Genomic DNA, 22,165 nt, shown 5'->3' with positions numbered 1-22,165 from the left:
CGCTAGTCCCGCACGCCGGGGCAGGAGAAGCGTCCGCCCCCGTCACACTTCTGTCACAGCCTGCGGGCCGCGTTTTACTCGAACTCCGTCACACGTACGGGGGTTTCCGTTCGGCCTACCGGGGTAATCGAACAGAATTCACGCGTGTCGGAGAGCCGCTCCGAATTCCCCGGCGGAAAGTGCCGCAGTGGGGATCGGGGCGGGCCCGGGACGCGATTCCCCGCGCAATCCGCCGGTGTGCCACGGCAGCTGACACCACATAGGAATTTCACGGATTCAGCACACAACCGCCGGACGCCCCCTGTCGGAGCGCACGCCCGGCGGACATCGGGACGGCGGCCCGCGGGTACGCGTGCCGCGGGCGGCGGCGGGCCCGGGCGCGACGATGCGAAGGGGCGAGCGAGCGATGGGGACCGAGACCGTTGGGGCGGCGGCCCGACCGGGGCGGCGCGACCGGGGCGGCCGGGTGGTGGTGGACTGGCTCACCACCACCGACCACAAGAAGATCGGCCATCTCTACCTGATCACGGCGTTCGGTTTCTTCCTCGCGGGCGGCGTCATGGCGCTGCTGATGCGCGCGGAACTCGCCCGGCCGGGTCTGCAGCTGCTGGACAACAACCGGTACAACCAGATGTTCACGCTGCACGGCACGATCATGCTGCTGCTGTTCGCGACGCCGAGTTTCGCGGGCTTCGCCAACGAGCTGATGCCCTTGCAGATCGGCTCCCCGGACGTGGCCTTCCCCCGGCTGAACATGCTGTCGTACTGGCTGTTCGCGTTCGGCGGGCTGATCGTGCTGGGCTCGCTGCTGGTGCCCGACGGGGCGGCCTCCTTCGGCTGGTTCGCCTACGCGCCGCTCAACGACCTCAGGCACACCCCCAGTGTGGGCGCCGACCTGTGGATCATGGGCCTGGCGCTGGCGGGCTTCGGGACGATCCTCGGCGCGGTCAACTTCATCGCCACCATCGTGGGGATGCGCGCGCCGGGCATGACGATGTTCCGGCTGCCGATCTTCACCTGGAACACCCTGTTCACGTCGATCATGATCCTGATGGCGTTCCCGGTACTGGCGGCGGCACTGCTGGCGCTGGAGTCGGACCGGCGGTTCGGCTCGCAGGTGTTCCGGGCGGCGAACGGCGGGGCGCTGCTGTGGCAGCACCTGTTCTGGTTCTTCGGGCACCCGGAGGTCTACATCATCGCGCTGCCGTTCTTCGGCATCATCACGGAGATCATCCCGGTGTTCAGCCGGAAACCGATCTTCGGCTACCTGACGCTGGTCGGGGCGACGATGGCGATCACCGGGCTGTCGATGGTGGTGTGGGCGCACCACATGTTCGCCACCGGCGCGGTGCTGCTGCCGTTCTTCTCCTTCATGTCGTTCCTGATCGCGGTGCCGACGGGCGTGAAGTTCTTCAACTGGACCGGCACGATGATCAAGGGCTCGCTGTCCTTCGAGACCCCGATGCTGTGGGCGATGGGCTTCCTGGTGACGTTCCTGTTCGGCGGGCTGACCGGGGTGATCCTGGCCTCGCCTCCGATGGACTTCCACGTCACGGACTCGTACTTCGTGGTCGCCCACTTCCACTACGTGGTCTTCGGCACCGTGGTGTTCGCGGTCTTCGGCGGCTTCTTCTTCTGGTGGCCGAAGTTCACCGGCAGGATGCTGGACGAGCGGCTCGGGAAGATCCAGTTCTGGACCCTGTTCACGGGCTTCCACACCACCTTCCTGGTGCAGCACTGGCTGGGCGCCGAAGGCATGCCCCGCCGGTACGCCGACTATCTGGCGGCCGACGGCTTCACCGCGCTCAACACGGTCTCCACGATCGGCTCCTTCCTGCTCGGCCTGTCCACGCTGCCGTTCCTGTACAACGTCTGGAAGACGGCCAGGTACGGCGAGAAGGTCGAGACCGACGACCCCTGGGGCTACGGCCGCTCGCTGGAGTGGGCGACCTCCTGCCCGCCGCCCCGGCACAACTTCGTCACGCTGCCCCGGATCCGCTCGGAGTCCCCGGCGTTCGACCTGCACCACCCGGAGTACGCGGCCCAGACCCCGCAGCCGGAGCCGGAGCGGCACCAGGCCGGCCCCGGATCCTCCTGACGGCGCGTCCGGGACGTCCGGGCGTGCCCGGGGCCTCCGGGACGCGGGCAGCCGCCGCCCCCGTCGGAGCGGCGGCTGCCCGCCGTGGCGGTGCGGGCTCAGAGCGCGAGGCGCTGGCCGGGCACGATCAGGTCCGGGTCGTCGCCGATGACGGCCTTGTTGGCGGCGTAGATCCGCTGCCAGGTGGTCCCGTGCCGGGCGGCGATGATGCTCAGGGTGTCGCCCTCGCGGACGGTGTAGTCACCGCGCGAGGTGCCGCGGGGCGTGGCGGCCGCGGTGCGTTCCGGCGTCGTCGCCGGGGCGGACTTCGACGGGGCGGGCCGCGCCGGGGCGGACCTCGTCGTCGCGCCGCCGCTGGAGGCCGCCGTTCCGGAGGACCCGGTGCGGGCCTCGGCCGGAGCGGCTCCGGAGGCTCCGGCCCGGGCCGAGCAGACCGGCCAGGCTCCCCAGCCCTGGGCCTGCTGGACCTTGGTGGCGACGGCGATCTGCGCGCTCCTGGAGGCCTGGTCGGCCGTCGCGGCGTAGGCGGAGCCGCCGTACGCGCGCCAGGTCGAGGCGGAGAACTGGAGTCCGCCGTAGTAGCCGTTGCCGGTGTTGATGTGCCAGTTGCCGCCGCTCTCGCACTGGGCGATGCGGTCCCACACTCCGTTGTCCGCCGCGGCGGCGTTGCCGGTCGCGGCCAGCAGTCCCAGCGGGGCCAGCAGGGCGGCTCCGGCGAGTGCGGCCGTCGTACGGCCCTTGCGGGATCCGTCGGGACGGGCGCCGGCGGGACGGGCGGTGTTGCGGGTGGTATCGGCACACTCGGACATGTAGTTCCCTCTCCACGAACCCGGGCTCCCCCAAGGCGGAGCGCGCCTCGCCGCGTAGGACCGCGGTTCCTCGCGCCCGCCCCGCCCGCCGTGACCGGAGTCGGCGATTCGGCTCTGCCTGTGCCGGCCGGCGGACGTACCCGAGCGGTGCTCGTTGCACACGGCGGAGGAATGTAAGGAGGACGAGCGGCCCGGATCAACCAACTCGCCGTCCGGCCAGGCCAGTTGCGCGTTACCGCGGGTATCGGCGATTTCAGGACACCCACTACATGCGCTGATTTCCCGATTTTTCGACCACCGGTCCAGGTGACCTGTGACCCACTTCACCTGTTCAAGTTCCTTGACTGTACACAAGGTTGACGGTGAGTGTCCGATTCCGCACCCGTTGTGACCGTCTGCGGTGGCCGATGCGAACCGGTCGGCGCCGGGGCGTGACTCCCACCACAGGACGCCCGTTGTCTTCTTCATGAGCCCGGAACCCCGGGGCTCATCGGCCGGGAGCCACCCGGCCGACCCCAGCACCGCATCCCGAGGGAGCCACCCGTGCCGCGCATGCTCGACGTCAGCGACGCCGTACGCGCCGAGATCGGCGACGAAGAAGCCGACCGGCTGCTCGCCGGAGAGAACGCCCCGGGCAGTTACGACTGCACGTCCTGCCGCACCCCGGGCGACTCCGAGCAGGAGCGCACCAGCACCGTTCTGTTCGTCGGCGACGAGACCGCCGTCCTCGCCTTCGCCCACGCCAGCTGTCTGCCCTCGCAGGTCGTCCAGGTGACGGAGGAGCAGCTGCAGGGCGCCGTGCGGTCCATCGGCGGCACCGGCGGCCACCCGCCCCAGGGCGAGCCGCAGAGGGCCGTGCCCGAGCAGGCGGTGCTCGGCGTGACCAGCGGACTCGTCCTGCTCGACGGTGAGTTGCACCCCGCACTCGTGGTCGAGCCGACCTCACCGATCGTCCGTCCGGGCACCACCGGGGCCGGCGACGACTTCCTGCCGCTCCTCATCGAGCAGGGCTTCATGCCGCTGACGGAGCTGGCGTCCGTCCCGCCGGTGCTGCACGGCTGGTCCGTCCTGCTGGCCGTAGGACAGCTGCACGCGGTGCTGCAGCCGTCCGCCGCCGGGGGCCAGCCGGTGGCCTGGTGGCAGGCGCACCAGCCGCTCCAGGTGACGGACAGCTGGCGGGCCGCGGCCAACAAGCACCAGCAGGTGCTGCTGTTCGCGGCACCGGTGGGCTCCATCGGGCGCCAGCCGCGGGAGGACCTGCTGCGGGACGCGCTGGACAAGGCCGCGGCGGGCGGCAAGCTGGTCGCCGCGGCGCTTCCGCTCGCCGGCACCTGAGACCCGGTGAGTCCGCCGACCGCATCTCTTTGGAGATCCGGTCGTTTGGACATACGTGCACGCATACGACACTTCTCCCCGCCGGTCCTTCTCGTCCGTGCCGTCCGCCCGGACGGCACACGAGCCGTCCGGCGGGCCGTCTGCCACGCCGATCTACGACTCGCTCTACGCGGAGTGGGTCAAGACCTTCCGCACGCTGCCGGGTGACCGCAGCGGCGAGGAGGAGCTGGGGTTCAGCGCGTTCGGGGACCTCCCGGACGGCGCGGGCACGTACGGCGGCCACCGGCCGGGGTCGTTCAGCAGCTCGTACAGCGCCTACAGCGCGGGGGCCTACAGCGCCCGGCAGCAGTCGCAGTGGCAGCGCGTCGGCACCATCGCGGCCGCCCTGCCGCCGGGACCGCGCCGCGGCGCGTGACCCACGAACGCCTCAGGGCGGCCCTGGAACTCCAGGGCCGCCCTGAGGCGTCGTACCGCCGTTACTTCTTCTTCCCGCCGCGCTTCTCGCGCACCCGCACCGAGATGTGGATCGGGGTGCCCTCGAAGCCGAACTCCTCGCGCAGCCGGCGCTCGATGAAGCGCCGGTAGCCGGCCTCGATGAAGCCGGAGGCGAAGAGCACGAACCGCGGGGGCTTGGTGCCGGCCTGGGTGCCGAACAGGATGCGCGGCTGCTTGCCGCCCCGGACCGGGTGCGGGTGGGCCGAGACCAGCTCTCCGAGGAAGGCGTTCAGGCGGCCGGTGGGGACACGCGTCTCCCAGCCCGCCAGCGCCGTCTCGATCGCCGGGACCAGCTTCTCCATGTGCCGGCCGGTGCGCGCCGAGACGTTGACCCGGGGCGCCCAGGCGACCTGGCCCAGCTCGGTCTCGATCTCCCGCTCCAGGTAGTAGCGGCGCTCCTCGTCGAGGGTGTCCCACTTGTTGAAGGCCAGGACGATCGCGCGGCCCGCCTCGACGGCCATGGTGACGATCCGCTGGTCCTGGACCGAGATGTTCTCGGAGGCGTCGAGCAGGATGACCGCGACCTCCGCCTTCTCCACCGCGGCCGCCGTGCGCAGGGAGGCGTAGTAGTCGGCGCCCTGCTGGAGGTGGACCCGCTTGCGGATACCGGCGGTGTCCACGAACTTCCAGGTCTTGCCGCCGAGTTCGATCATCTCGTCCACCGGGTCGCGGGTGGTGCCCGCCAGCTCGTTGACGACGACGCGCTCCTCGCCGGCCACCTTGTTCAGCAGCGAGGACTTGCCGACGTTCGGGCGGCCGATGAGGGCGATGCGGCGGGGGCCGCCGATCGCGGTGCCGAAGGACTGCTCGGGGGCGTCCGGCAGGACCTCCAGGACGGCGTCGAGCATGTCGCCGGTGCCGCGGCCGTGCAGGGCCGAGACCGGGTGGGGCTCGCCGAGGCCCAGGTTCCACAGGTAGGCCGCGTCGGCCTCGCCGCTCGGGCCGTCGACCTTGTTGGCGCAGAGCACGACCGGCTTGCCGGCCTTGCGCAGCAGCCGGACCACCGCCTCGTCGGTGTCGGTCGCGCCGACCTTGGCGTCGACCACGAAGACGACCGCGTCGGCGGCCTCGATCGCGTACTCGGCCTGCGCGGCCACGGAGGCGTCGATGCCGAGGACGTCCTGCTCCCAGCCGCCGGTGTCGACGACCTTGAAGCGGCGGCCGGCCCACTCGGCCTCGTAGGTGACGCGGTCGCGGGTGACGCCCGGCCGGTCCTCCACGACCGCCTCACGGCGGCCGATCATCCGGTTCACCAGGGTCGACTTGCCGACATTGGGGCGGCCGACGACGGCGAGCACGGGCAGCGGACCGTGGCCCGCCGCCTCGATGGCGCCCTCGACATCCTCGATGTCGAAGCCCTCTTCCGCGGCGAGCTCCATGAACTCCGCGTACTCGGCGTCGCCGAGAGCCCCGTGCTCGTACTCGTGCGCGCTCTCGTGCGCGTCCGAGCCGTCGGGCTGGATCTGGTCGTTCATGAAGTCCGTACCTCGTTCGTTCGTGGTGATCGGTGGACCGCCGTACAGCGGCTGATCCACTACTCAAGTGTCGCCTAGCGCCCGGTCAGGCGCCTGGCGTTTTCCAGATGGCCGGTGAGCTGCTTCTGGATGCGCTCGGTCGCCTCGTCCAGCGCCCTGCGCGTACGCCGCCCGCTGCCGTCGCCCGCCTCGAACGGGTCGCCGAAGACGACGTCGACGCGGGAGCGCAGCGGGGGCAGCGCCTTCACCAGCCGTCCGGGCCGCTCGGCGCTTCCCAGGACGGCCACGGGGACGATCGGCGCCCCGCTGCGGACCGCGAAGTAGGCGAGCCCGGCGCGCAGCGAGGCGAAGTCGCCCTCACCCCGGGTGCCCTCCGGGAAGATGCCCAGCACTCCCCCGGCCGCCAGCACGCCGAGGGCCTCGGTGATCGCGGTGCGGTCGGCCGTGGCCCGGTCCACCTTCAGCTGGCCGATGCCGGTCAGGAAGGCGTCCAGCGGCCCGACGAAGGCTTCCTTCTTGATCAGGAAGTGCGTGGGCCGGGGCGCCACGCCCATGACCATCGGGCCGTCGATGTTGTGGGAGTGGTTCACGGCGAGGATCACCGGGCCGGTGGCCGGCATCTTCCAGGCGCCGAGCACGCGCGGCCGCCACAGGCCGTACATCAGGCCGACGCCGATGCGCCGCCCGACCTCGGCGCCCCGCTCCGACGCGACCGGCGTACGGCTCACTTCCCGGCCCGCTTCTCCTCGACCAGGGTGACGACGCACTCGATGACCTGGGCGAGGGTCAGCTCGGTGGTGTCCACCTCGACCGCGTCGTCCGCCTTGGCGAGCGGCGAGGTCTTGCGGCTGGAGTCGGCCGCGTCCCGCTTGATCAGGGCCTCGCGGGTGGCGTGGACGTCGGCGCCCTTCAGCTCACCGCTGCGGCGGGCCGCACGGGCCTCCGGGGAGGCGGTGAGGAAGATCTTCAGGTCGGCGTCCGGGAGGACCGTCGTACCGATGTCGCGGCCCTCGACCACGATGCCGTGCTCCGCGGCCGCGGCCAGCGAGCGCTGCAGCTCGGTGATCCGGGCGCGCACCTCGGGCACCGCGCTGACCGCGCTGACCTTGGAGGTGACCTCCTGGGTGCGGATCGGGGCGGCGACGTCGACACCATCGACCGTGATGGTCGGGGCGGCCGGGTCGGTGCCGGAGACGATCTCCGGCTTGCCGGCGACGGCGGCGATGGCGGTCGGGTCCTCCAGGTCGATGCCGTTGGTCACCATCCACCAGGTGATGGCCCGGTACTGGGCACCGGTGTCCAGGTAGCTGAGGCCGAGCTGCGCGGCCACGGCCTTCGACGTGCTCGACTTGCCCGTGCCGGAGGGACCGTCGATGGCGACGATCACGGGCTTGGCGGTCGGGGCGGCGCCGTTTTCCACGGGAGGGCACCTTCCTGGTGAAGGGTGGTGGGCGGGGTCCGGGGCGCGAGGGCGCCCCGGACAAGGTTACTGGCTCGCGGGAGCCGTCCTCACCGGGCGTTACTGGCGCAGCGCCCAGCCCCGCTCGCGCAGCGCCTCCTTCAGGGCCGTGGCGGCCTTCGGTTCGACCATGAGCTGCACCAGACCGGCCTGCTGTCCGGTCGCGTGCTCGATCCGGACGTCCTCGATGTTGACGCCGGCCCGGCCCGCGTCCGCGAAGATGCGGGCCAGCTGGCCGGGCTGGTCGTCGATGAGGACGACGACGGTCTCGTACACGCGCGGGGCGCTGCCGTGCTTGCCGGGTACCCGCACCTGGCCGGCGTTCCCACGGCGCAGCACGTCCTCGATGCCGGCGGTGCCCTGCGCCCGCTTGTCCTCGTCGGAGGACTGCAGGGCGCGCAGCGCGCGGACCGTCTCGTCCAGGTCGGAGGCGACGTCGGAGAGCAGGTCGGCGACCGGGCCGGGGTTCGCGGACAGGATGTCGATCCACATGCGGGGGTCGGAGGCGGCGATCCGGGTCACGTCCCGGATGCCCTGCCCGCACAGCCGTACGGCGGCCTCCTCGGCGTGCTCCAGGCGCGCGGCGACCATGCTGGACACCAGGTGGGGCATGTGGGAGACGAGGGCCACGGCGCGGTCGTGGGCGTCGGCGTCCATGACGACCGGGACGGCCCGGCAGTGCGAGACCAGCTCCAGGGCGAGGTTGAGCACCTCGGTGTCGGTGTCGCGGGTGGGGGTGAGCACCCAGGGGCGGCCCTCGAAGAGGTCGCCGGTGGCGGCCAGCGGGCCGGACTTCTCCCGGCCGGACATGGGGTGGGTGCCGATGTACGCGGTGAGGTCCAGGCCGAGCGCCTCCAGCTCGCGGCGGGGGCCGCCCTTGACGCTGGCGACGTCCAGGTAGCCGCGGGCCACGCCCCGGCGCATCGCGTCGGCGAGCACCCGGGCCACATGGGCGGGCGGGGCGGCGACGACGGCCAGGTCGACCGGGCCCTCGGGGGCCTCGTCGGTGCCGGCGCCGAGCGCGGCGGCCGTGCGGGCCTGCCCGGGGTCGTGGTCGGCGAGGTGGACGGTGACGCCGCGCTGGGCGAGGGCCAGGGCGGCGGAGGTGCCGATGAGGCCGGTTCCGATGACGAGTGCGGTTCTCACTGGGCGATGTCCTTGCGCAGGGCCGCGGCGGCGCCGAGGTAGACGTGGTTGATGTCGGCGCGGGGCGTGTCGGACTCGATGTGCGCGAGGATCCGCACGACCCGGGGCATGGCGCCCTCGATGTCCAGTTCCTGGGCGCAGATGAGGGGGACGTCCACGATGCCGAGCTTGCGGGCGGCGGCGGCCGGGAAGTCGCTGTGCAGGTCGGGGGTGGCCGTGAACCAGATGCTGATCAAATCGTCGGCGGTCAGCCCGTTCCGCTCCAGGACGGCGGTGAGCAGGGCCCCCACCTGCTCCTCCATGTGCCCGGCCTCGTCCCGCTCCAGTTGGACGGCCCCCCGGACCGCTCGTACCGCCACGGCGCTGCTCCTCGCTGACATGCGTGTTCCGTTCTTGGTCCGTCCAGCCTAGTCAGCCCGCGCGGGACGGGCGTGCGCCGCTCGCTCGCTGAGACGATGCGGACGTTCCGGTATCCACCGATATGCACACTTCTGTCACGGAGGTCTGACATGCCCCAGCCAGCTACACGGCGAACGGTCCTCGCCACCGGCGCCGGCGCGCTCGCCCTGGGATGCGTGGGGTGCGGCGGCAAGGACGGCGGCGAGGCCGCACCGGCGACGGCGTCGATGACGGCGTCGTCGGCGCCCCCCGCCGCCGAGGAGGCGTCCCCCGCCGCGGAGGAGACCACCCCCGTCGCCGAGGAGGCGTCCCACGCGGGGAGGGTGCTGGCGCTGACCGGCGACATCCCGGTGGGCGGCGGCAAGGTGTTCAAGAAGGAGAAGGTGGTGGTCACGCAGCCGGAGAAGGGGAAGTTCAAGGCCTTCTCGGCGGTCTGCACCCACCAGGGCTGCACGGTGAACGAGGTGGCGGACGGCACCATCGACTGTCCCTGCCACGGCAGCAGGTTCCGGATCACCGACGGTTCGGTGGTCCACGGCCCCGCGACCAGGCCGCTGGAGAAGCGGTCGGTCGCGGTGGACGGAAACTCGGTCCACGTGGACTGAGGGGGCCGCGTACGCTCCGGGGATGCAGCCGCAGGACCTCGTACGCCACCACACGATCTACGCCTGTGTCATGGGCTCCCGTGCCTTCGGTCTGGCGACGGACGCCAGCGACACCGACCGGCGCGGGGTGTTCCTCGCCCCGACCCCGCTGTTCTGGCGGTTCGAGAAGCCGCCGACCCATGTGGAGGGGCCGGGCGAGGAGCAGTTCTCCTGGGAGCTGGAACGCTTCTGCGAGCTGGCGCTGCGCGGCAACCCGAACATCCTGGAGTGCCTGCACTCCCCGCTGGTGGAGCACGTGGACGCCACCGGCCGCGAGCTGCTGTCCCTGCGCGGCGCCTTCCTGTCCCGGCAGGTGTACGGCACCTTCACGCGGTACGCCCTCGGCCAGCGCAGGAAGCTCGACGCGGACGTCCGCGCGACGGGCGCCCCGCGCTGGAAGCACGCGATGCATCTGCTGCGGCTGCTGACGAGCGCCCGGGACCTGCTGCGCACCGGCGAGCTGGTGATCGACGTCGGTGAGCAGCGCGAGCGCCTGTTGGCGGTGAAGCACGGCGAGGTGCCGTGGGCCGCGGTCGAGGCGTGGATGGTCCGGCTGGCGGCCGAGGCCGAGGAGGCCCTGCGGGGCAGCCCGCTGCCGCCGGAGCCGGACCACGCGCGCGTGGCCGGTTTCCTGTACCGGGCGCGCCGTGCCTCAGCCCGCCAGGCGGAGCCGGACCACGAGGTCGTGCAGGGCGTCCTGGGCGCCGGCGGCGTCGGGCAGGGCTGAGCCGGCCTGCGCCTCGTCGAGCACGTCGTGCAGCCGCTCCACGTCGGCCTCGACGCGCTCGCGGTCGACGTCGGCCGTGCCGTGTTCCCGCTCCCGCTTGGCGGCTATCAGCTCGGGCAGGTAGCCGGGCCCGCCGACCTCCTCCAGGAGGGTGGGCAGATGGGCCTGGACCTCGCCGCTGCGCATCAGGTGGATGCCGGTGAGCAGCACACGGAAGGTGTAGAGCAGCGGCTTGAGTTCGCCGGTCTTCTCGAACAGCCGCCACTGGGTCACCGCGAACCCGCGGTAGTGGTGGGCGTGGTGGCCGGTGAGGACGCCGGGGGCCAGGTCGGCCAGCTCCCGGTGGGCGTCGGTGGTGTGCACGACGAGGGGCGAGAGCAGCTGCTCCAGCACATAGCCGTTGCGGCGGAGCATCAGCCGTACGAACTTGCGCAGGTCGTGGGTGACGAGGTCCAGCTCGACGCCGTACCGGACCCAGGTCCGCGAGCGGGTCTCCTCCGGCTCGCGCAGTCCGACGAGGTCGGCGGCGGGGAGCAGATGGACGCCCCGCAGGTCCACGTCGGAGTCCTGCGAGGGGAAGCCGTACAGGTGGGCGCCGGAGACGGTGGCGAACAGCAGCGGGTCGGGCTGTTCCGCGACCACCGGGGCCAGGTCGATGTCGAGGTCGTCGATCATGGACTAAGCGTCCCAGAGCGCTCCGAGGGCCAACAGGTCGCCTCGGTACTCGATCCGGCCGGTCCAGTCGGCGGGCCAGGCACCGGCGCCCAGCCAGGCGCCCGCGAAGGCACCGGTGAGGCAGGCGATGGAGTCGGAGTCGCCGGCGGTGCAGGCGGCGCGGCGCAGGGCGGTGACGGGCTCGCCGGGGAAGAGCAGGAAGCACAGCAGCCCGGTGGCGAGGGCCTCCTCGGCGATCCAGCCCTCGCCGGTGGCCAGGCACGGGTCGGTCTCCGGGGAGACGGTCCGTACGGCCTCCTGGAGCCGGCCGAGGATCTCCAGGCACTCGTCCCAGCCGCGCGCGATGAAGTGCTCGGGGCCGGGGTCCTGGGAGCGGGTCCACAGGTCGCCGAGCCAGGTGTGGTGGTAGCGGGTGCGGTTGTCCAGGGCGTACGAGCGCAGCTGCCCGACCAGTCCGGCCGGGTCGGTGCCCCGGGCGAGCAGGTGGACGGCGTGGGCGGTGAGGTCGGAGGCGGCCAGCGCGGTGGGGTGGCCGTGGGTGAGCGCGGACTGCAACTGGGCCGCGCCGGCCCGCTGTTCGGCGCTCAGGCACGGCGCGAGTCCGATCGGGGCGACCCGCATGTTGGCACCGCAGCCCTTGGAGCCGATCTGGCTGGCGTCCTGCCAGGCGCGGCCCTCCGCCGTGAGCAGCTCGCAGGCCCGCAGACAGGTGTTGCCCGGGGCGCGGTTGTTCTCCGGCGACCGGTACCAGTCCACGAACTCCTCGCGCAGGGGCCGCTCCAGCCGCTCGGGGGCGAGGTGTCCGCGCTCCATGGCCGTGCGCAAGGCCCGCCCGAGGGCGAGGGTCATCTGGGTGTCGTCGGAGACGCGCGCCCGCTCCGGCAGCTCCAGCTTCCGCCAGGGCCCGAACACCGACTCGATCAGCGGCACGGTCTTGAACTCGGTCGGGAAGCCGAGGGCGTCCCCCAGGGCGAGGCCGAGAAGCGCTCCGGTCGCCGGCTGCTTGGACATATGCACGTCCCCCTTTATCGTCACCATGACAATAAAGGGGGACGGTGATCACGGCAAGGCGCTTTAGAGGTCGACTTCCTTCATCAGCATGCCGACCTCGGTGTTCGACAGGCGCCGCAGCCAGCCGGACTTCTGGTCGCCCAGTGTGATCGGGCCGAAGGAGGTGCGCACCAGCTTCTCGACCGGGAAGCCCGCCTCCGCCAGCATCCGGCGCACGATGTGCTTGCGGCCCTCGTGCAGGGTCACCTCGACCAGGTAGTTCTTGCCGGTCTGCTCGACCACCCGGAAGTGGTCCGCGCGCGCGTAGCCGTCCTCCAGCTGGATGCCGTCCTTCAGGCGCTTGCCCAGGTCGCGCGGGATCGGCCCGACGATCGCGGCGAGATAGGTCTTCTTCACGCCGTACTTCGGGTGGGTGAGGCGGTGCGCCAGCTCGCCGTGGTTGGTGAGCAGGATGACGCCCTCGGTCTCGGTGTCCAGCCGCCCGACGTGGAAGAGCCGGGTCTCGCGGTTGGTGACGTAGTCACCGAGGCACTGCCGGCCCTCCGGGTCCTCCATGGTGGAGACGACACCGGCGGGCTTGTTCAGCGAGAAGAACTGGTACGACTGGGTCGCGACCGTCAGGCCGTCGACCTTGACCTCGTCCTTCTCCGGGTCGACCCGCTTGCCCTGCTCGGTGACGATCTCGCCGTTCACCTCGACCCGGGCCTGGTCGATCAGCTCCTCGCAGGCCCGCCGGGAGCCGTAGCCCGCGCGCGCGAGGACCTTCTGCAGCCGCTCGCCCTCCTGCTCGGCGCCGGGGAAGGTCTTGGGCAGCTTGATGTCCTTCTTGCCCGCGTACCGGTCCCGGTTGCGCTCCTCCACCCGGGTCTCGTACTCCCGCGAGCGCGCCGGGGCCGTACGACCGCCCTGCTGGGGCCGCTTCGGGCCGCCCTTGGCGCCGCCGCGGGCCGCCCCGCCGCGTCCGGCCTTGGGGCCGTCCTTGGTGGCCCCGGGGCCCACGTCGTAGCGGCGCTCCTCGGGGCGGGGCTTGCGGGGCCGGCCCTGCCCCTGCTTCTGGTCCCTGTCGTTGCCGGCACCGCGGTAGTTACCGCGCCCGCCGCTCTTGCCGCTGCCGCTGCTTCGCATCAAGGTTTCCGTCTTAGTCGTCTGCGTCCTGACCGCCGGGCGCGTCGGGCGCGTCCGGGTCGAACGACGGGACCCCCTCCTGGGTCTCGGCCTCGATCGCCTCCGCCTCGGGGAGGAAGGGCGCGAGTTCCGGAAGCTCGTCCAGGCCGCGCAGGCCCATCCGCTCCAGGAAGTAGTTCGTCGTCCTGTACAGGATCGCACCTGTTTCGGGTTCCGTGCCCGCCTCCTCGACCAGACCGCGCTGCAGGAGGGTGCGCATGACCCCGTCGCAGTTCACCCCGCGCACGGCGGAGACGCGGCTGCGGCTCACCGGCTGGCGGTAGGCGACGACCGCGAGCGTCTCCAGCGCGGCCTGGGTGAGCCGGGCGGTCTGGCCGTCCAGGACCAGCCGCTCGACGGCCGGCGCGTAGGCGGCGCGGGTGTAGAAGCGCCAGCCGCCGGCCACGAACCGCAGCTCGAAGCCGCGGCCCTGCACGGTGTACTCGTCGGCCAGCTCGCGCAGCGCGTCCGCGATGTGCCGCTTGGGCCGTTCCAGGATCCTCGCCAGGTGCTCCTCGGTCGCGGGCTCGTCCACGACCATGAGCATCGCCTCCAGGGCGGGCTTGAGGTCGAGGTCGGCGGTCTCGCTCATGCCTTCTTCTCCTTCCCGGCCTTCTCCCGCCCGGCCTTCTCCTCCTTGGGCGCCTCCGGCGGCCGGTCGAACTCGTCCGTGACCCTCGGCGCCCCGTCCCCGTCCCCGCCGGTCCAGCGCACCAGCAGCTCACCGAGGGCGGTCTCCTGGTCCAGGGCGACGGCCTTCTCCCGGTACAGCTCCAGCAGCGCCAGGAACCTCGCCACGACGGTGAGGGTGTCGTCGGTGTCCTCCACCAGCACCCGGAAGCTGGCCTCGCCCAGCTCCCGCAGCCGCGCGACCACGAGGCCGGCCTGCTCCTGCACGCTGACCAGCGGGGCGTGGATGTGCTCGACGTAGACCTGCGGCTTGGGCCTGGGCTGCATCGCCTTGACCGCCAGCCTGGCGAACCCCTCGGGGCCGATGCTGATGACGACCTCCGGCAGCAGCTCGGCGTGCTCGGGTTCGAGGCCGACGGTACGGGGGTAGCGCCGGGCCTCCTCGCCGAGCCGCTGGTCGAAGATGTCGGCGATCTGTTTGTACGCGCGGTACTGGAGCAGCCGCGCGAACAACAGGTCGCGGGCCTCCAGCAGCGCCAGGTCGGCCTCGTCCTCCACCTCGGCGGCGGGCAGCAGCCGGGCGGCCTTGAGGTCGAGCAGCGTGGCGGCGACGACGAGGAACTCCGTCGTCTGGTCCAGGTCCCAGTCGGGGCCCATGGCCCGGATGTGCGCCATGAACTCGTCGGTGACCTTCGACAGGGCGACCTCGGTGACGTCCAGCTTGTGCTTGGAGATCAGCTGGAGGAGCAGGTCGAAGGGGCCCTCGAAGTTGGAGAGGCGCACCGTGAAGACACCGTCGGAAGCGGGCTCGGGCGCAGTCGGCTCGGGCTCGGTGGACTCGGGGTCGACGGGCTCCGGCTCGCGCGGCTCGGGCCCCACGGGCTCGGACTCACTCGGCTCCGGCTCGGCCGGCTCCGGCCCGGTGGGCGCCGGCTCCGGTTCCGGCAGCTCCGGTCCAGGGGTCTCGGCGGGTACGGCGACCGGCTCGTCCGGCGCGGCGCCCGGCCCTCGCCCCAGCGCACGCCGACGGCCGGCGGTTGCGCCGGGGGCAGGGGCTCCGTTCGAGGTCATAGCCCCCGCAGGCTACCGTTACCGCCCGCGCAGCCGTCGTACGAGGATGCTCGCGTCCCCGCGGGACTCCAGGTCGGCCAGGACCACGGCCACCGCCTCGCGGACGATCCGCCCGCGGTCCACCGCGAGCCCGTGCTCACCGCGGAGCACCAGACGCGCGTGCTCCAGGTCCATCAGCTCCTCGGCGGAGACGTAGACGGTGATCTTCTCGTCGTGCCGCTCGCGCCCGCTGGGCCGCCGCGTCGCCGCCCGGCCGCGCTTGCGCGGCTGCGCGGCGGCAGAACCTTCCTGCGCCGCCTGACGCCGGGCCGGCCGGGTGCGGGACTCGCCGGCCTCGGCCGGCTCGGCCTCCGCCGCCACGTGCTCCGCGCCCTCTCCGTCCCCGCTCTGGACGGGCACCGCCTGCGGTGCGTCCTCGGCGGCGGCCGCCTCGTCGCTCTCCCCCGCGGGAGCCGGCACCCGGGCCTCGCCGTTGACCGCCCGGCGGGGCGTGGACGGCTGGAGCGCCATCCCCCCGGTCGTGCGGAACAGTTCGTCGGCCCCGGGCAGACTCACTCGGCGTGACACCGGGCGAGCACCTCCCTGGCGAGCTGGCGGTAGGCGGCGGCACCGACGGAGTTGGAGGCGTACGTGGTGATCGGCTCACCGGCGACCGTGGTCTCCGGGAAGCGGACCGTGCGGCCGATGACCGTGTGGTAGACGTGGTCGTCGAACGCCTCGACCACGCGGGCCAGCACCTCGCGGCTGTGCACCGTGCGCGAGTCGTACATCGTGGCGAGGATGCCGTCCAGCTCCAGCTCGGGGTTGAGCCGCTCCTGGACCTTCTCGATGGTCTCGGTCAGCAGGGCCACACCGCGCAGGGCGAAGAACTCGCACTCCAGCGGCACGATCACCTTGTGAGCGGCCGTCAGGGCGTTGACGGTGAGCAGGCCGAGCGAGGGCTGGCAGTCGATCACGATGTAGTCGTAGTCGGGCAGCAGGGGCTTCAGCGCCCGCTGGAGCGTCGACTCGCGCGCGACCTCGGAGACCAGCTGGACCTCGGCGGCCGACAGGTCGATGTTGGAGGGCAGCAGGTCCATGTTGGGGACCGCCGTCTTCAGCAGGACCTCGTCCGCGGACATGCCCCGCTCCATGAGCAGGTTGTAGACGGTGAGGTCCAGCTCCATCGGGTTGACGCCGAGACCGACCGACAGCGCGCCCTGCGGGTCGAAGTCCACGAGCAGCACGCGCCGGCCGTACTCCGCGAGCGCGGCACCCAGGTTGATGGTCGACGTCGTCTTGCCGACGCCGCCCTTCTGGTTGCACATCGCGATGATCGTCGCGGGGCCGTGGTCGGTCAGCGGGCCCGGGATCGGGAAGTACGGCAGCGGGCGTCCGGTCGGGCCGATGCGCTCACGGCGCTGGCGGGCCGCGTCGGGCGCGAGCGTGGCCGCGTACTCGGGATCGGGCTCGTACTCGGCGTCGGGGTCGTAGAAGTGCCCCTCGGGCAGTTCGTCGTAGTCGGCGAAGTGGTTGTGGGGCGCGCCACTTCCGTCGCCGGCCATGGCGTTCACGTGATGGCCATCCATGCTCGGGTGTGCTGTCCCGGCCGCCTGCGGACCGGAACTCTGGTGGGCTGCGAAGGTGCGCACAGCTACGGAGCCGACAGCCTCGAAACCCGCGGGACCCTGGTCCCGTGCAGGCATTCCTGGTTGACCACCCCCGGGAGAAAATGTCGACTCATTCACAAGTCGTCTTACCTCCTTGGTGACCAGGAAACTTCTAGACAAGGTCAGCGTGGCACCATGCCGACGGTTGGCGACTCTATGGCGTGTCGGCGGTCCGCAGCAACACAATCCGCCGGACCCGGCAGGATGTGTCGGCAATGAAACATCCCTCTGTCAAGGGCGTACGGCCGTCGCACAGCAGGTTTCACCGGTGTGCGAATCGGTCGAAGGGTTACGTTCGAGGCGAGTTGACCGAGAGTCGCAAAGTGACCATACACACATCCGGCCGGACCTTGTCGGGCAAGGTCCGGCCGGGTGCGCGGGGTTGACGAGACGTGTTGACGAATCGCCTTTTGCCGGTGGGCGACTTAACGACTCACCAGGTCACGGGGGTCAGCCGAGCAGGGACTCCAGCTCGACGTGGTCGAGGCCGTGCGCCTCGGCGACCTCCTTGTAAACGACCTTGCCGTCATGGGTGTTGAGACCCTTGGCGAGCGCGGCGTCGCGGCGCAGCGCCTCCGCCCAGCCGTTGTTGGCCAGCGAGACGATGTACGGCAGCGTGGCGTTGGTGAGGGCGTTGGTGGAGGTGTTCGGCACGCCGCCCGGCATGTTGGCGACGCAGTAGAAGACCGAGTTGTGGACCTGGAAGGTCGGCTCGGCGTGCGTGGTGGGGCGGGAGTCCTCGAAGCAGCCGCCCTGGTCGATCGCGATGTCGACAAGGACACTTCCCGGCTTCATGCGGGACACCATCTCGTTGGTGACCAGCTTCGGGGCCTTGGCGCCCGGGATGAGGACCGCACCGATGACGAGGTCGGCGTCGAGGACGGCCTTCTCCAGCTCGAAGGAGTTGGACATGATCGCCTTGACCTTGGTGCCGAAGATCCGGTCGGCCTCGCGCAGCTTGTTGATGTCGCGGTCGAGCAGGGTCACCTCGAAGCCCATGCCGACGGCGATCTGGGTGGCGTTCCAGCCGGAGACACCGCCGCCGATGACGACGCACTTGGCCGGGGTCACACCCGGGACACCGCCCGGCAGCACGCCACGGCCGCCGGCCGCGCGCATCAGGTGGTAGGCGCCGACCTGCGGGGCCAGCCGGCCCGCGACCTCGGACATCGGGGCGAGCAGCGGCAGGGCGCGGTTCGGCAGCTCGACGGTCTCGTAGGCGATGGCCGTGGTGCCGGACTCCAGCAGCGCGTCCGTGCACTCCTTGGAGGCGGCCAGGTGCAGGTAGGTGAAGAGGGTCTGGTCCTTGCGGAGGCGGTGGTACTCCTCCGCGATCGGCTCCTTGACCTTCAGCAGCAGATCGGCGGAGGCCCAGACCTCGTCCGCGGTGTCGAGGATGGCGGCACCGGCGCTGACGTACTCCTCGTCCGTGATCGAGGAGCCGAGGCCGGCGCCCCGCTCGATGACGACCTGGTGGCCGTTGCGCACCAGCTCGTGCACACCGGCGGGGGTGATGGCCACCCGGAACTCGTTGTTCTTGACCTCGCGGGGGATGCCGACCTTCACGTCGATCACGGTCCTTGGCTCAGAGGGTATGGGGGTGCAATACAGACGTACCCAGACATGCGGGGGCATACCGGGAGACACCGCAGGAGAACGTGCGGCAGAGCCAGTCTAATGAAGGTGTTCCTGCTGTCTAGCCTTTCATTGCATCAATCTTCGCTGGATGCAGTGCGGATTTCGCAGGTGTTAGCGGCTTGTTCCGGCCTTGCATCCTCCTCCGGGGGCTCCTCACCCAGCATGCGCTCCGCCGCGGCGCGGTGCAGGCGGGCCGCCGCCGGGTCGCCGAGCCGGTCGAGGGTGTCGGCGAGCCGCAGCTGGAGCGCGGCCTGCAACCGGCGGTCCTCGGCGCGCCGCGCCCACTCCACGGCCTCCTGGCAGGTGCGCAGCGACTCCTCGGGCCGCCCCGCGTACTCCTGCACCCGGGCGATCTCGCTCAACGCCCGTGCGCTGGCGGCGACATCACCGCTCCTGCGGTAGCCGGCCAGGGCGGCCCGCCAGTTCCTCAGCGCCTCGCCGTAGCGCCCGGCGTAGGTGTGCGCGGTGCCGATACGGCCGTACAGCCGGGCGGCCTCCGGGTGCTCCCCCCGGGCCAGCCGTTCGGCCAGCGCCCGCCCGAACCAGTCGGCGGCCCGGTCGTGGTCCCCCAGCTCCTGGTAGGCGCCGCCTACGGATTCCATCGCGCGGCCGGTCGCGTACGGGTCGTTCGCCTCCCGTCCGGCGTCCAGGGCGGCCCGGTAGCGGACCAGCGCCTCCCGCGTGCGGCCGGTCTGCGCGTCCAGATCGCCCAGGTTCAGCAGGGCCGCGGCCTTCTCCCGGGGCAGCCCGCGCCGCTCGGCGATGTCCAGGACGAGGCCGTGGACGCCGTACAGGTCGGGGGCGGCGGCCTGCGTGCCCACATGCGCCGCCAGGGCCCTGACCAGCTGGGACATCAGACGGCGGGCGAGGGTGTCCAGCTCGCCGTCGGCCACGGCGAGACGCGCGGACGCCAGCAGGGCGGGCCGCCGGATGCGCAGCCAGTCGGCGGCCGCCCGGGGACTCGGGAAGCGCAGCGCGGGCGGCATGCCGTTCAGCTTCTCCCTGGCCTGCGGGCTGTCCGTCTCGGTGATCGCCCGGCAGGACTGGAGCAGCCGTACCGTCCGCTCCAGCATCCGGGCCCGGGCCAGCTGCAGCTCCGCGGGCCGCTCCTGGCTCTCGGCCAGGGCGCGCAGCAACGGGTGCAGACAGCCGGGGACCTCGTACTGGGGCAGCGGGGAGTCCGCCGCGCGGAGCAGGCCGAGGGCGACGAGGTCGTCCAGGACGGCGCGGGCGGCGTCGACCGAGCAGCCGGCCAGCGCCGAGGCGGTGTGCGGGTCGGCGAGGCCGGCCGGGGCCAGGCAGAGCAGTCGCAGCATCCGGGCGGCCGGTCCGGGCAGCTGCTCGTACACGAGCCGGAAGACGCGGGAGAGCGGGGTGCCGTCGGCGCCGTCCGCGCCGCCCTCGGTGTACGCGTGCATCCGCTTGGCCAGGTCGGAGACGGCGGCCTGGGGACGGGCGGCGAGCCAGCCGCCGGCCAGCACCAGCGCGGCGGGGTGGCCCTGGCAGGCCTCCACCAGGCTCTCCGCGGCGCGCGGGTCGACGGTGATGCGGACCGAGCCGGTGTACCCGGTGAGCAGCTCCAGCGCGGACTTGGTGTCGAGGCCGCCGAGCGTGCAGGGGCGGACGTCCGCGATGCCGGTGAGCGGGCCCTGGGAGACGGCGACCACCAGGGAGTCGGGGGTGTCCGGGAGCAGTGCGTCGACCTGCTCGGCGCCGGCCGCGTCGTCCAGCAGGAGCAGCATCCGCTTGCCGGCGAGGGCCGCGCGCAGGGCCGCGGCCAGGTCGTCCTCGGCGGCCCCGGCGGGGGCGGGCAGCCCCAGCGCGGCCAGCAGGTCGCGGGCGGCCTGCTCGACGGGCACCGGGGTGCCGCCGGGCTCGCCGAGCCGGGCCCGCAGCACTCCGTCGGGGTAACGCTCGGCGACCTGCCGGACGAGTTCCTCGGCGAGGCGGGTACGGCCGGAACCGGGGCGGCCGGCGATGAGGAGCACGCGCGCGCGGGGGGCCTTGCGGCCGGAGAGGGTGTCCAGGCCCGCGCGTTCGATGTCGGCGCGCAGCTCCTTCAACTCCCGGGTACGGCCCAGGAATCGGTCCTCCGCGGCCGGGCGCGCGGACAGTTCCGCACCGTCTGGGTCCACCGCCTGATCCGTCACGGGCCACACTCCCGTCCCACCGCACGCGCAAGCCCGCCGGTGTCTTCCGGTACGGGCGTTGAAGAGCCTAGTTCACGCTCTGCGACGTTCCCGGAGGAGCGCGGCGGACGGATCGCCCGATCGGATCAGGCGATCGTCACACCAGTGGCCCGGACGGGTCGGGCTCGTCCCGCGCTCAGCTCTCGAAGGGCCGCGCGGGCCAGGGCGCGTCCGCCGGGCGCAGCGCGTCCAGTCCGTCCCCGCCGCGCGCGGCGACCAGGGAGAGCACGCCGACCACGAGGCAGTTGTTGTGCACGTCTCCGGCCAGGACGCGGCGCACCAGCTCCTCCACCGGCACGCGCGCGTGCTGCATGTCGGTCTCCTCGTGCTCCGCCGCGAAGCGCTCCCCCTCCGCGTCGGACAGGCCGCGGGCCAGGAAGATCCGTACGGCCTCGTCGCAGCCGCCGGGGGTGGTGTACACGTCGGTCAGCACCCGCCAGTCCTCGGCCTTGACGTGTGCCTCCTCGTACAGCTCGCGCTGGGCGGCGTGCAGCGGGTTCTCGCCGGGCACGTCCAGCAGGCCGGCCGGGATCTCCCACAGCTTGTGCCGCACCGGGTGCCGGTACTGGTTGATCAGCAGCACCCGGTCCTCCTCGTCGAGGGCGAGGACGGCCACGGATCCGGGGTGGACCTGGTAGTCACGGCGGGCCACCGAGCCGTCGGGCATGACCACGTCGTCCGTGCGGACGGAGGTCTTGTTGCCCACGAAGGGGGTGTCCGTGGCCCGGATCTCCCACTCCTCGGGGGTGTCCTTGATCGTCATGCCCTGTCCCTCCACACACGTTCACACGAAGACCGGTTCCCCGCGGGCCGCGCGGCGCACCGGAAAAGCGAAGCCGGGGTGCCCACCTTTGAAGGTATGCACCCCGGCCACCGTACAACCGGTGTGTTACTTCGAGTTCTTCCGCTCGACCGCGGCCTTCACCAGCCCGGCGAAGAGCGGGTTCGCACGGGTCGGCCGCGAGCGCAGCTCCGGGTGCGCCTGCGTGGCGACCAGGTAGGGGTGGACGTCACGCGGGTACTCCACGTACTCCACGAGCTTGCCGTCGGGGGAGGTGCCGGAGAAGACGATGCCGGCCTTCTTCTCCAGTTCCGCGCGGTAGGCGTTGTTGACCTCGTAGCGGTGCCGGTGGCGTTCCTCGACGTACTCCTTGCCGTCGTAGACCTCGCGGACGATGGAGCCCTCGGCGAGCTTGGCCGGGTACATGCCCAGGCGCATCGTTCCGCCCATGTCGCCCTCGCCGGCCACGATGTCCAGCTGCTCGGCCATGGTGGAGATCACCGGGTGGGCGGTGCCCGGGTCGAACTCGGTGGAGTTCGCGTCCGGGATGTCCGCCAGGTTCCGGGCGGCCTCGATCACGATGCACTGCAGGCCCAGGCAGAGCCCCAGCAGCGGGATCCTGTTCTCCCGGGCGTAACGGATCGCGCCGACCTTGCCCAGCACACCGCGGTCGCCGAACCCGCCGGGGATGCAGATGCCGTCCACGTCCGCCAGCTGGGCCTGGGCACCGGCCGGGGTCTTGCAGTCGTCGGAGGTCACCCACTTGATCT

Annotated in this window: 22 protein-coding genes; 5 read left to right on the top strand and 17 right to left on the bottom strand. The window is 72.1% G+C overall.

Translation table 11 applies throughout. The features are described 5' to 3' along the window. Window positions 1-406: 406 nt before the first annotated feature. Window positions 407-2,098, top strand: coding sequence for an aa3-type cytochrome oxidase subunit I (gene ctaD, locus IEZ20_RS18435; protein WP_189299969.1), 1,692 nt, complete (start codon window positions 407-409; stop codon window positions 2,096-2,098). Window positions 2,099-2,196: 98 nt separating this feature from the next. Here the strand turns inward: ctaD and IEZ20_RS18430 are convergent, their stop codons facing one another. Further along, a complete protein-coding gene (locus IEZ20_RS18430; RefSeq protein WP_189299967.1) occupies window positions 2,197-2,907 on the bottom strand; it encodes a LysM peptidoglycan-binding domain-containing protein in 711 nt (236 codons plus the stop codon). A 543-nt stretch (window positions 2,908-3,450) separates the two neighbouring features. Here IEZ20_RS18430 and IEZ20_RS18425 point away from each other — a divergent pair. Both IEZ20_RS18425 and IEZ20_RS18420 read left to right on the top strand, forming a co-directional pair. Beyond that, window positions 3,451-4,242, top strand: coding sequence for a DUF8842 C-terminal domain-containing protein (locus IEZ20_RS18425; RefSeq protein WP_189299965.1), 792 nt, complete (start codon window positions 3,451-3,453; stop codon window positions 4,240-4,242). A gap of 55 nt (window positions 4,243-4,297) precedes the next feature. After that, window positions 4,298-4,657 (top strand): hypothetical protein, encoded by a 360-nt coding sequence (locus tag IEZ20_RS18420; RefSeq protein WP_189299963.1) that lies wholly within the window; start codon window positions 4,298-4,300, stop codon window positions 4,655-4,657. Between the two features lie 61 nt (window positions 4,658-4,718). Here IEZ20_RS18420 and der read toward each other — a convergent pair whose 3' ends face one another. The 5 genes from der to aroH form a co-directional block, all read right to left on the bottom strand. Further along, a complete protein-coding gene (der, locus tag IEZ20_RS18415; protein WP_189299960.1) occupies window positions 4,719-6,212 on the bottom strand; it encodes a ribosome biogenesis GTPase Der in 1,494 nt (497 codons plus the stop codon). A gap of 74 nt (window positions 6,213-6,286) precedes the next feature. Further along, on the bottom strand, window positions 6,287-6,874 hold the full coding sequence (locus IEZ20_RS18410) for a lysophospholipid acyltransferase family protein (protein WP_229896146.1): 588 nt from the start codon (window positions 6,872-6,874) through the stop codon (window positions 6,287-6,289). Between the two features lie 62 nt (window positions 6,875-6,936). Next, a complete protein-coding gene (gene cmk / locus IEZ20_RS18405) occupies window positions 6,937-7,632 on the bottom strand; it encodes a (d)CMP kinase (RefSeq protein WP_189299956.1) in 696 nt (231 codons plus the stop codon). 99 nt (window positions 7,633-7,731) lie between these two features. Continuing rightward, window positions 7,732-8,817, bottom strand: a complete 1,086-nt coding sequence (locus tag IEZ20_RS18400; protein WP_189299954.1) for a prephenate dehydrogenase — start codon at window positions 8,815-8,817, stop codon at window positions 7,732-7,734. Continuing rightward, window positions 8,814-9,176 (bottom strand): chorismate mutase, encoded by a 363-nt coding sequence (gene aroH / locus IEZ20_RS18395; protein WP_189299952.1) that lies wholly within the window; start codon window positions 9,174-9,176, stop codon window positions 8,814-8,816. The genes IEZ20_RS18400 and aroH overlap by 4 nt, the downstream gene beginning before the upstream one ends. Before the next feature lie 150 nt (window positions 9,177-9,326). On the opposite strand from aroH, the gene IEZ20_RS18390 reads away from it, so the two are divergent. Then, entirely contained in the window at window positions 9,327-9,821 is a 495-nt protein-coding gene (locus tag IEZ20_RS18390) for a Rieske (2Fe-2S) protein (RefSeq protein ID WP_189299949.1), read from the top strand. Window positions 9,822-9,843: 22 nt separating this feature from the next. Further along, window positions 9,844-10,587: a nucleotidyltransferase domain-containing protein gene (locus IEZ20_RS18385; RefSeq protein ID WP_189299947.1), complete on the top strand. Its 744-nt coding sequence runs from the start codon at window positions 9,844-9,846 to the stop codon at window positions 10,585-10,587. On the opposite strand, the gene IEZ20_RS18380 is transcribed toward IEZ20_RS18385, so the two are convergent. The 11 genes from IEZ20_RS18380 to IEZ20_RS18330 form a co-directional block, all read right to left on the bottom strand. Continuing rightward, window positions 10,513-11,262: a nucleotidyltransferase domain-containing protein gene (locus IEZ20_RS18380; RefSeq protein WP_189299945.1), complete on the bottom strand. Its 750-nt coding sequence runs from the start codon at window positions 11,260-11,262 to the stop codon at window positions 10,513-10,515. The genes IEZ20_RS18385 and IEZ20_RS18380 overlap by 75 nt on opposite strands. A 3-nt stretch (window positions 11,263-11,265) precedes the next feature. Then, window positions 11,266-12,273 carry an ADP-ribosylglycohydrolase family protein gene (locus tag IEZ20_RS18375; RefSeq protein ID WP_189299943.1) on the bottom strand — a complete coding sequence of 336 codons (1,008 nt, stop codon included), beginning with the start codon at window positions 12,271-12,273 and terminating at the stop codon, window positions 11,266-11,268. A gap of 63 nt (window positions 12,274-12,336) precedes the next feature. Next, a complete protein-coding gene (locus IEZ20_RS18370; RefSeq protein ID WP_189299941.1) occupies window positions 12,337-13,398 on the bottom strand; it encodes a pseudouridine synthase in 1,062 nt (353 codons plus the stop codon). A gap of 13 nt (window positions 13,399-13,411) precedes the next feature. Further along, a complete protein-coding gene (gene scpB / locus IEZ20_RS18365; protein WP_189299938.1) occupies window positions 13,412-14,029 on the bottom strand; it encodes an SMC-Scp complex subunit ScpB in 618 nt (205 codons plus the stop codon). Beyond that, window positions 14,026-15,138: a segregation and condensation protein A gene (locus tag IEZ20_RS18360; protein ID WP_189299935.1), complete on the bottom strand. Its 1,113-nt coding sequence runs from the start codon at window positions 15,136-15,138 to the stop codon at window positions 14,026-14,028. Before IEZ20_RS18360 ends, scpB begins: the two co-directional genes overlap by 4 nt. Before the next feature lie 18 nt (window positions 15,139-15,156). Then, a complete protein-coding gene (locus tag IEZ20_RS18355; protein WP_189299933.1) occupies window positions 15,157-15,705 on the bottom strand; it encodes a hypothetical protein in 549 nt (182 codons plus the stop codon). Then, window positions 15,690-16,823 carry a ParA family protein gene (locus IEZ20_RS18350; protein WP_189299931.1) on the bottom strand — a complete coding sequence of 378 codons (1,134 nt, stop codon included), beginning with the start codon at window positions 16,821-16,823 and terminating at the stop codon, window positions 15,690-15,692. Before IEZ20_RS18350 ends, IEZ20_RS18355 begins: the two co-directional genes overlap by 16 nt. 414 nt (window positions 16,824-17,237) lie before the next feature. Next, on the bottom strand, window positions 17,238-18,353 hold the full coding sequence (gene ald, locus IEZ20_RS18345) for an alanine dehydrogenase (RefSeq protein WP_229896145.1): 1,116 nt from the start codon (window positions 18,351-18,353) through the stop codon (window positions 17,238-17,240). A 146-nt stretch (window positions 18,354-18,499) separates the two neighbouring features. Continuing rightward, window positions 18,500-20,575 (bottom strand): tetratricopeptide repeat protein, encoded by a 2,076-nt coding sequence (locus IEZ20_RS18340; protein WP_189299925.1) that lies wholly within the window; start codon window positions 20,573-20,575, stop codon window positions 18,500-18,502. 175 nt (window positions 20,576-20,750) lie between these two features. Beyond that, window positions 20,751-21,377, bottom strand: coding sequence for an NUDIX domain-containing protein (locus IEZ20_RS18335; RefSeq protein WP_189299923.1), 627 nt, complete (start codon window positions 21,375-21,377; stop codon window positions 20,751-20,753). Between the two features lie 126 nt (window positions 21,378-21,503). Then, window positions 21,504-22,165: glutamine amidotransferase-related protein (locus tag IEZ20_RS18330; RefSeq protein ID WP_444545258.1), on the bottom strand; the 662-nt coding region annotated here is incomplete at its 5' end.

The sequence above is a fragment of the Streptomyces cinerochromogenes genome, assembly GCF_014648635.1.
Taxonomy (GTDB): Bacteria; Actinomycetota; Actinomycetes; order Streptomycetales; family Streptomycetaceae; genus Streptomyces; species Streptomyces cinerochromogenes.
The sequence above is the reverse complement of the archived record's forward strand: the minus strand, read 5'-3'. Positions and strand labels throughout refer to the sequence as shown.

What these genes read in the sequence shown, in the direction of transcription:
- IEZ20_RS18385 (WP_189299947.1), top strand. Translation starts at nt 9,844, where the DNA reads ATGCAGCCGCAGGACCTCGTACGCCACCACACGATCTACGCCTGTGTC.
- IEZ20_RS18335 (WP_189299923.1), bottom strand. Translation starts at nt 21,377, where the DNA reads ATGACGATCAAGGACACCCCCGAGGAGTGGGAGATCCGGGCCACGGAC.
- der (WP_189299960.1), bottom strand. Translation starts at nt 6,212, where the DNA reads ATGAACGACCAGATCCAGCCCGACGGCTCGGACGCGCACGAGAGCGCG.
- IEZ20_RS18430 (WP_189299967.1), bottom strand. Translation starts at nt 2,907, where the DNA reads ATGTCCGAGTGTGCCGATACCACCCGCAACACCGCCCGTCCCGCCGGC.
- IEZ20_RS18390 (WP_189299949.1), top strand. Translation starts at nt 9,327, where the DNA reads ATGCCCCAGCCAGCTACACGGCGAACGGTCCTCGCCACCGGCGCCGGC.
- IEZ20_RS18410 (WP_229896146.1), bottom strand. Translation starts at nt 6,874, where the DNA reads ATGTACGGCCTGTGGCGGCCGCGCGTGCTCGGCGCCTGGAAGATGCCG.
- IEZ20_RS18350 (WP_189299931.1), bottom strand. Translation starts at nt 16,823, where the DNA reads ATGCCTGCACGGGACCAGGGTCCCGCGGGTTTCGAGGCTGTCGGCTCC.
- scpB (WP_189299938.1), bottom strand. Translation starts at nt 14,029, where the DNA reads ATGAGCGAGACCGCCGACCTCGACCTCAAGCCCGCCCTGGAGGCGATG.
- IEZ20_RS18370 (WP_189299941.1), bottom strand. Translation starts at nt 13,398, where the DNA reads ATGCGAAGCAGCGGCAGCGGCAAGAGCGGCGGGCGCGGTAACTACCGC.
- IEZ20_RS18360 (WP_189299935.1), bottom strand. Translation starts at nt 15,138, where the DNA reads ATGACCTCGAACGGAGCCCCTGCCCCCGGCGCAACCGCCGGCCGTCGG.
- IEZ20_RS18380 (WP_189299945.1), bottom strand. Translation starts at nt 11,262, where the DNA reads ATGATCGACGACCTCGACATCGACCTGGCCCCGGTGGTCGCGGAACAG.
- ctaD (WP_189299969.1), top strand. Translation starts at nt 407, where the DNA reads ATGGGGACCGAGACCGTTGGGGCGGCGGCCCGACCGGGGCGGCGCGAC.
- IEZ20_RS18375 (WP_189299943.1), bottom strand. Translation starts at nt 12,273, where the DNA reads ATGTCCAAGCAGCCGGCGACCGGAGCGCTTCTCGGCCTCGCCCTGGGG.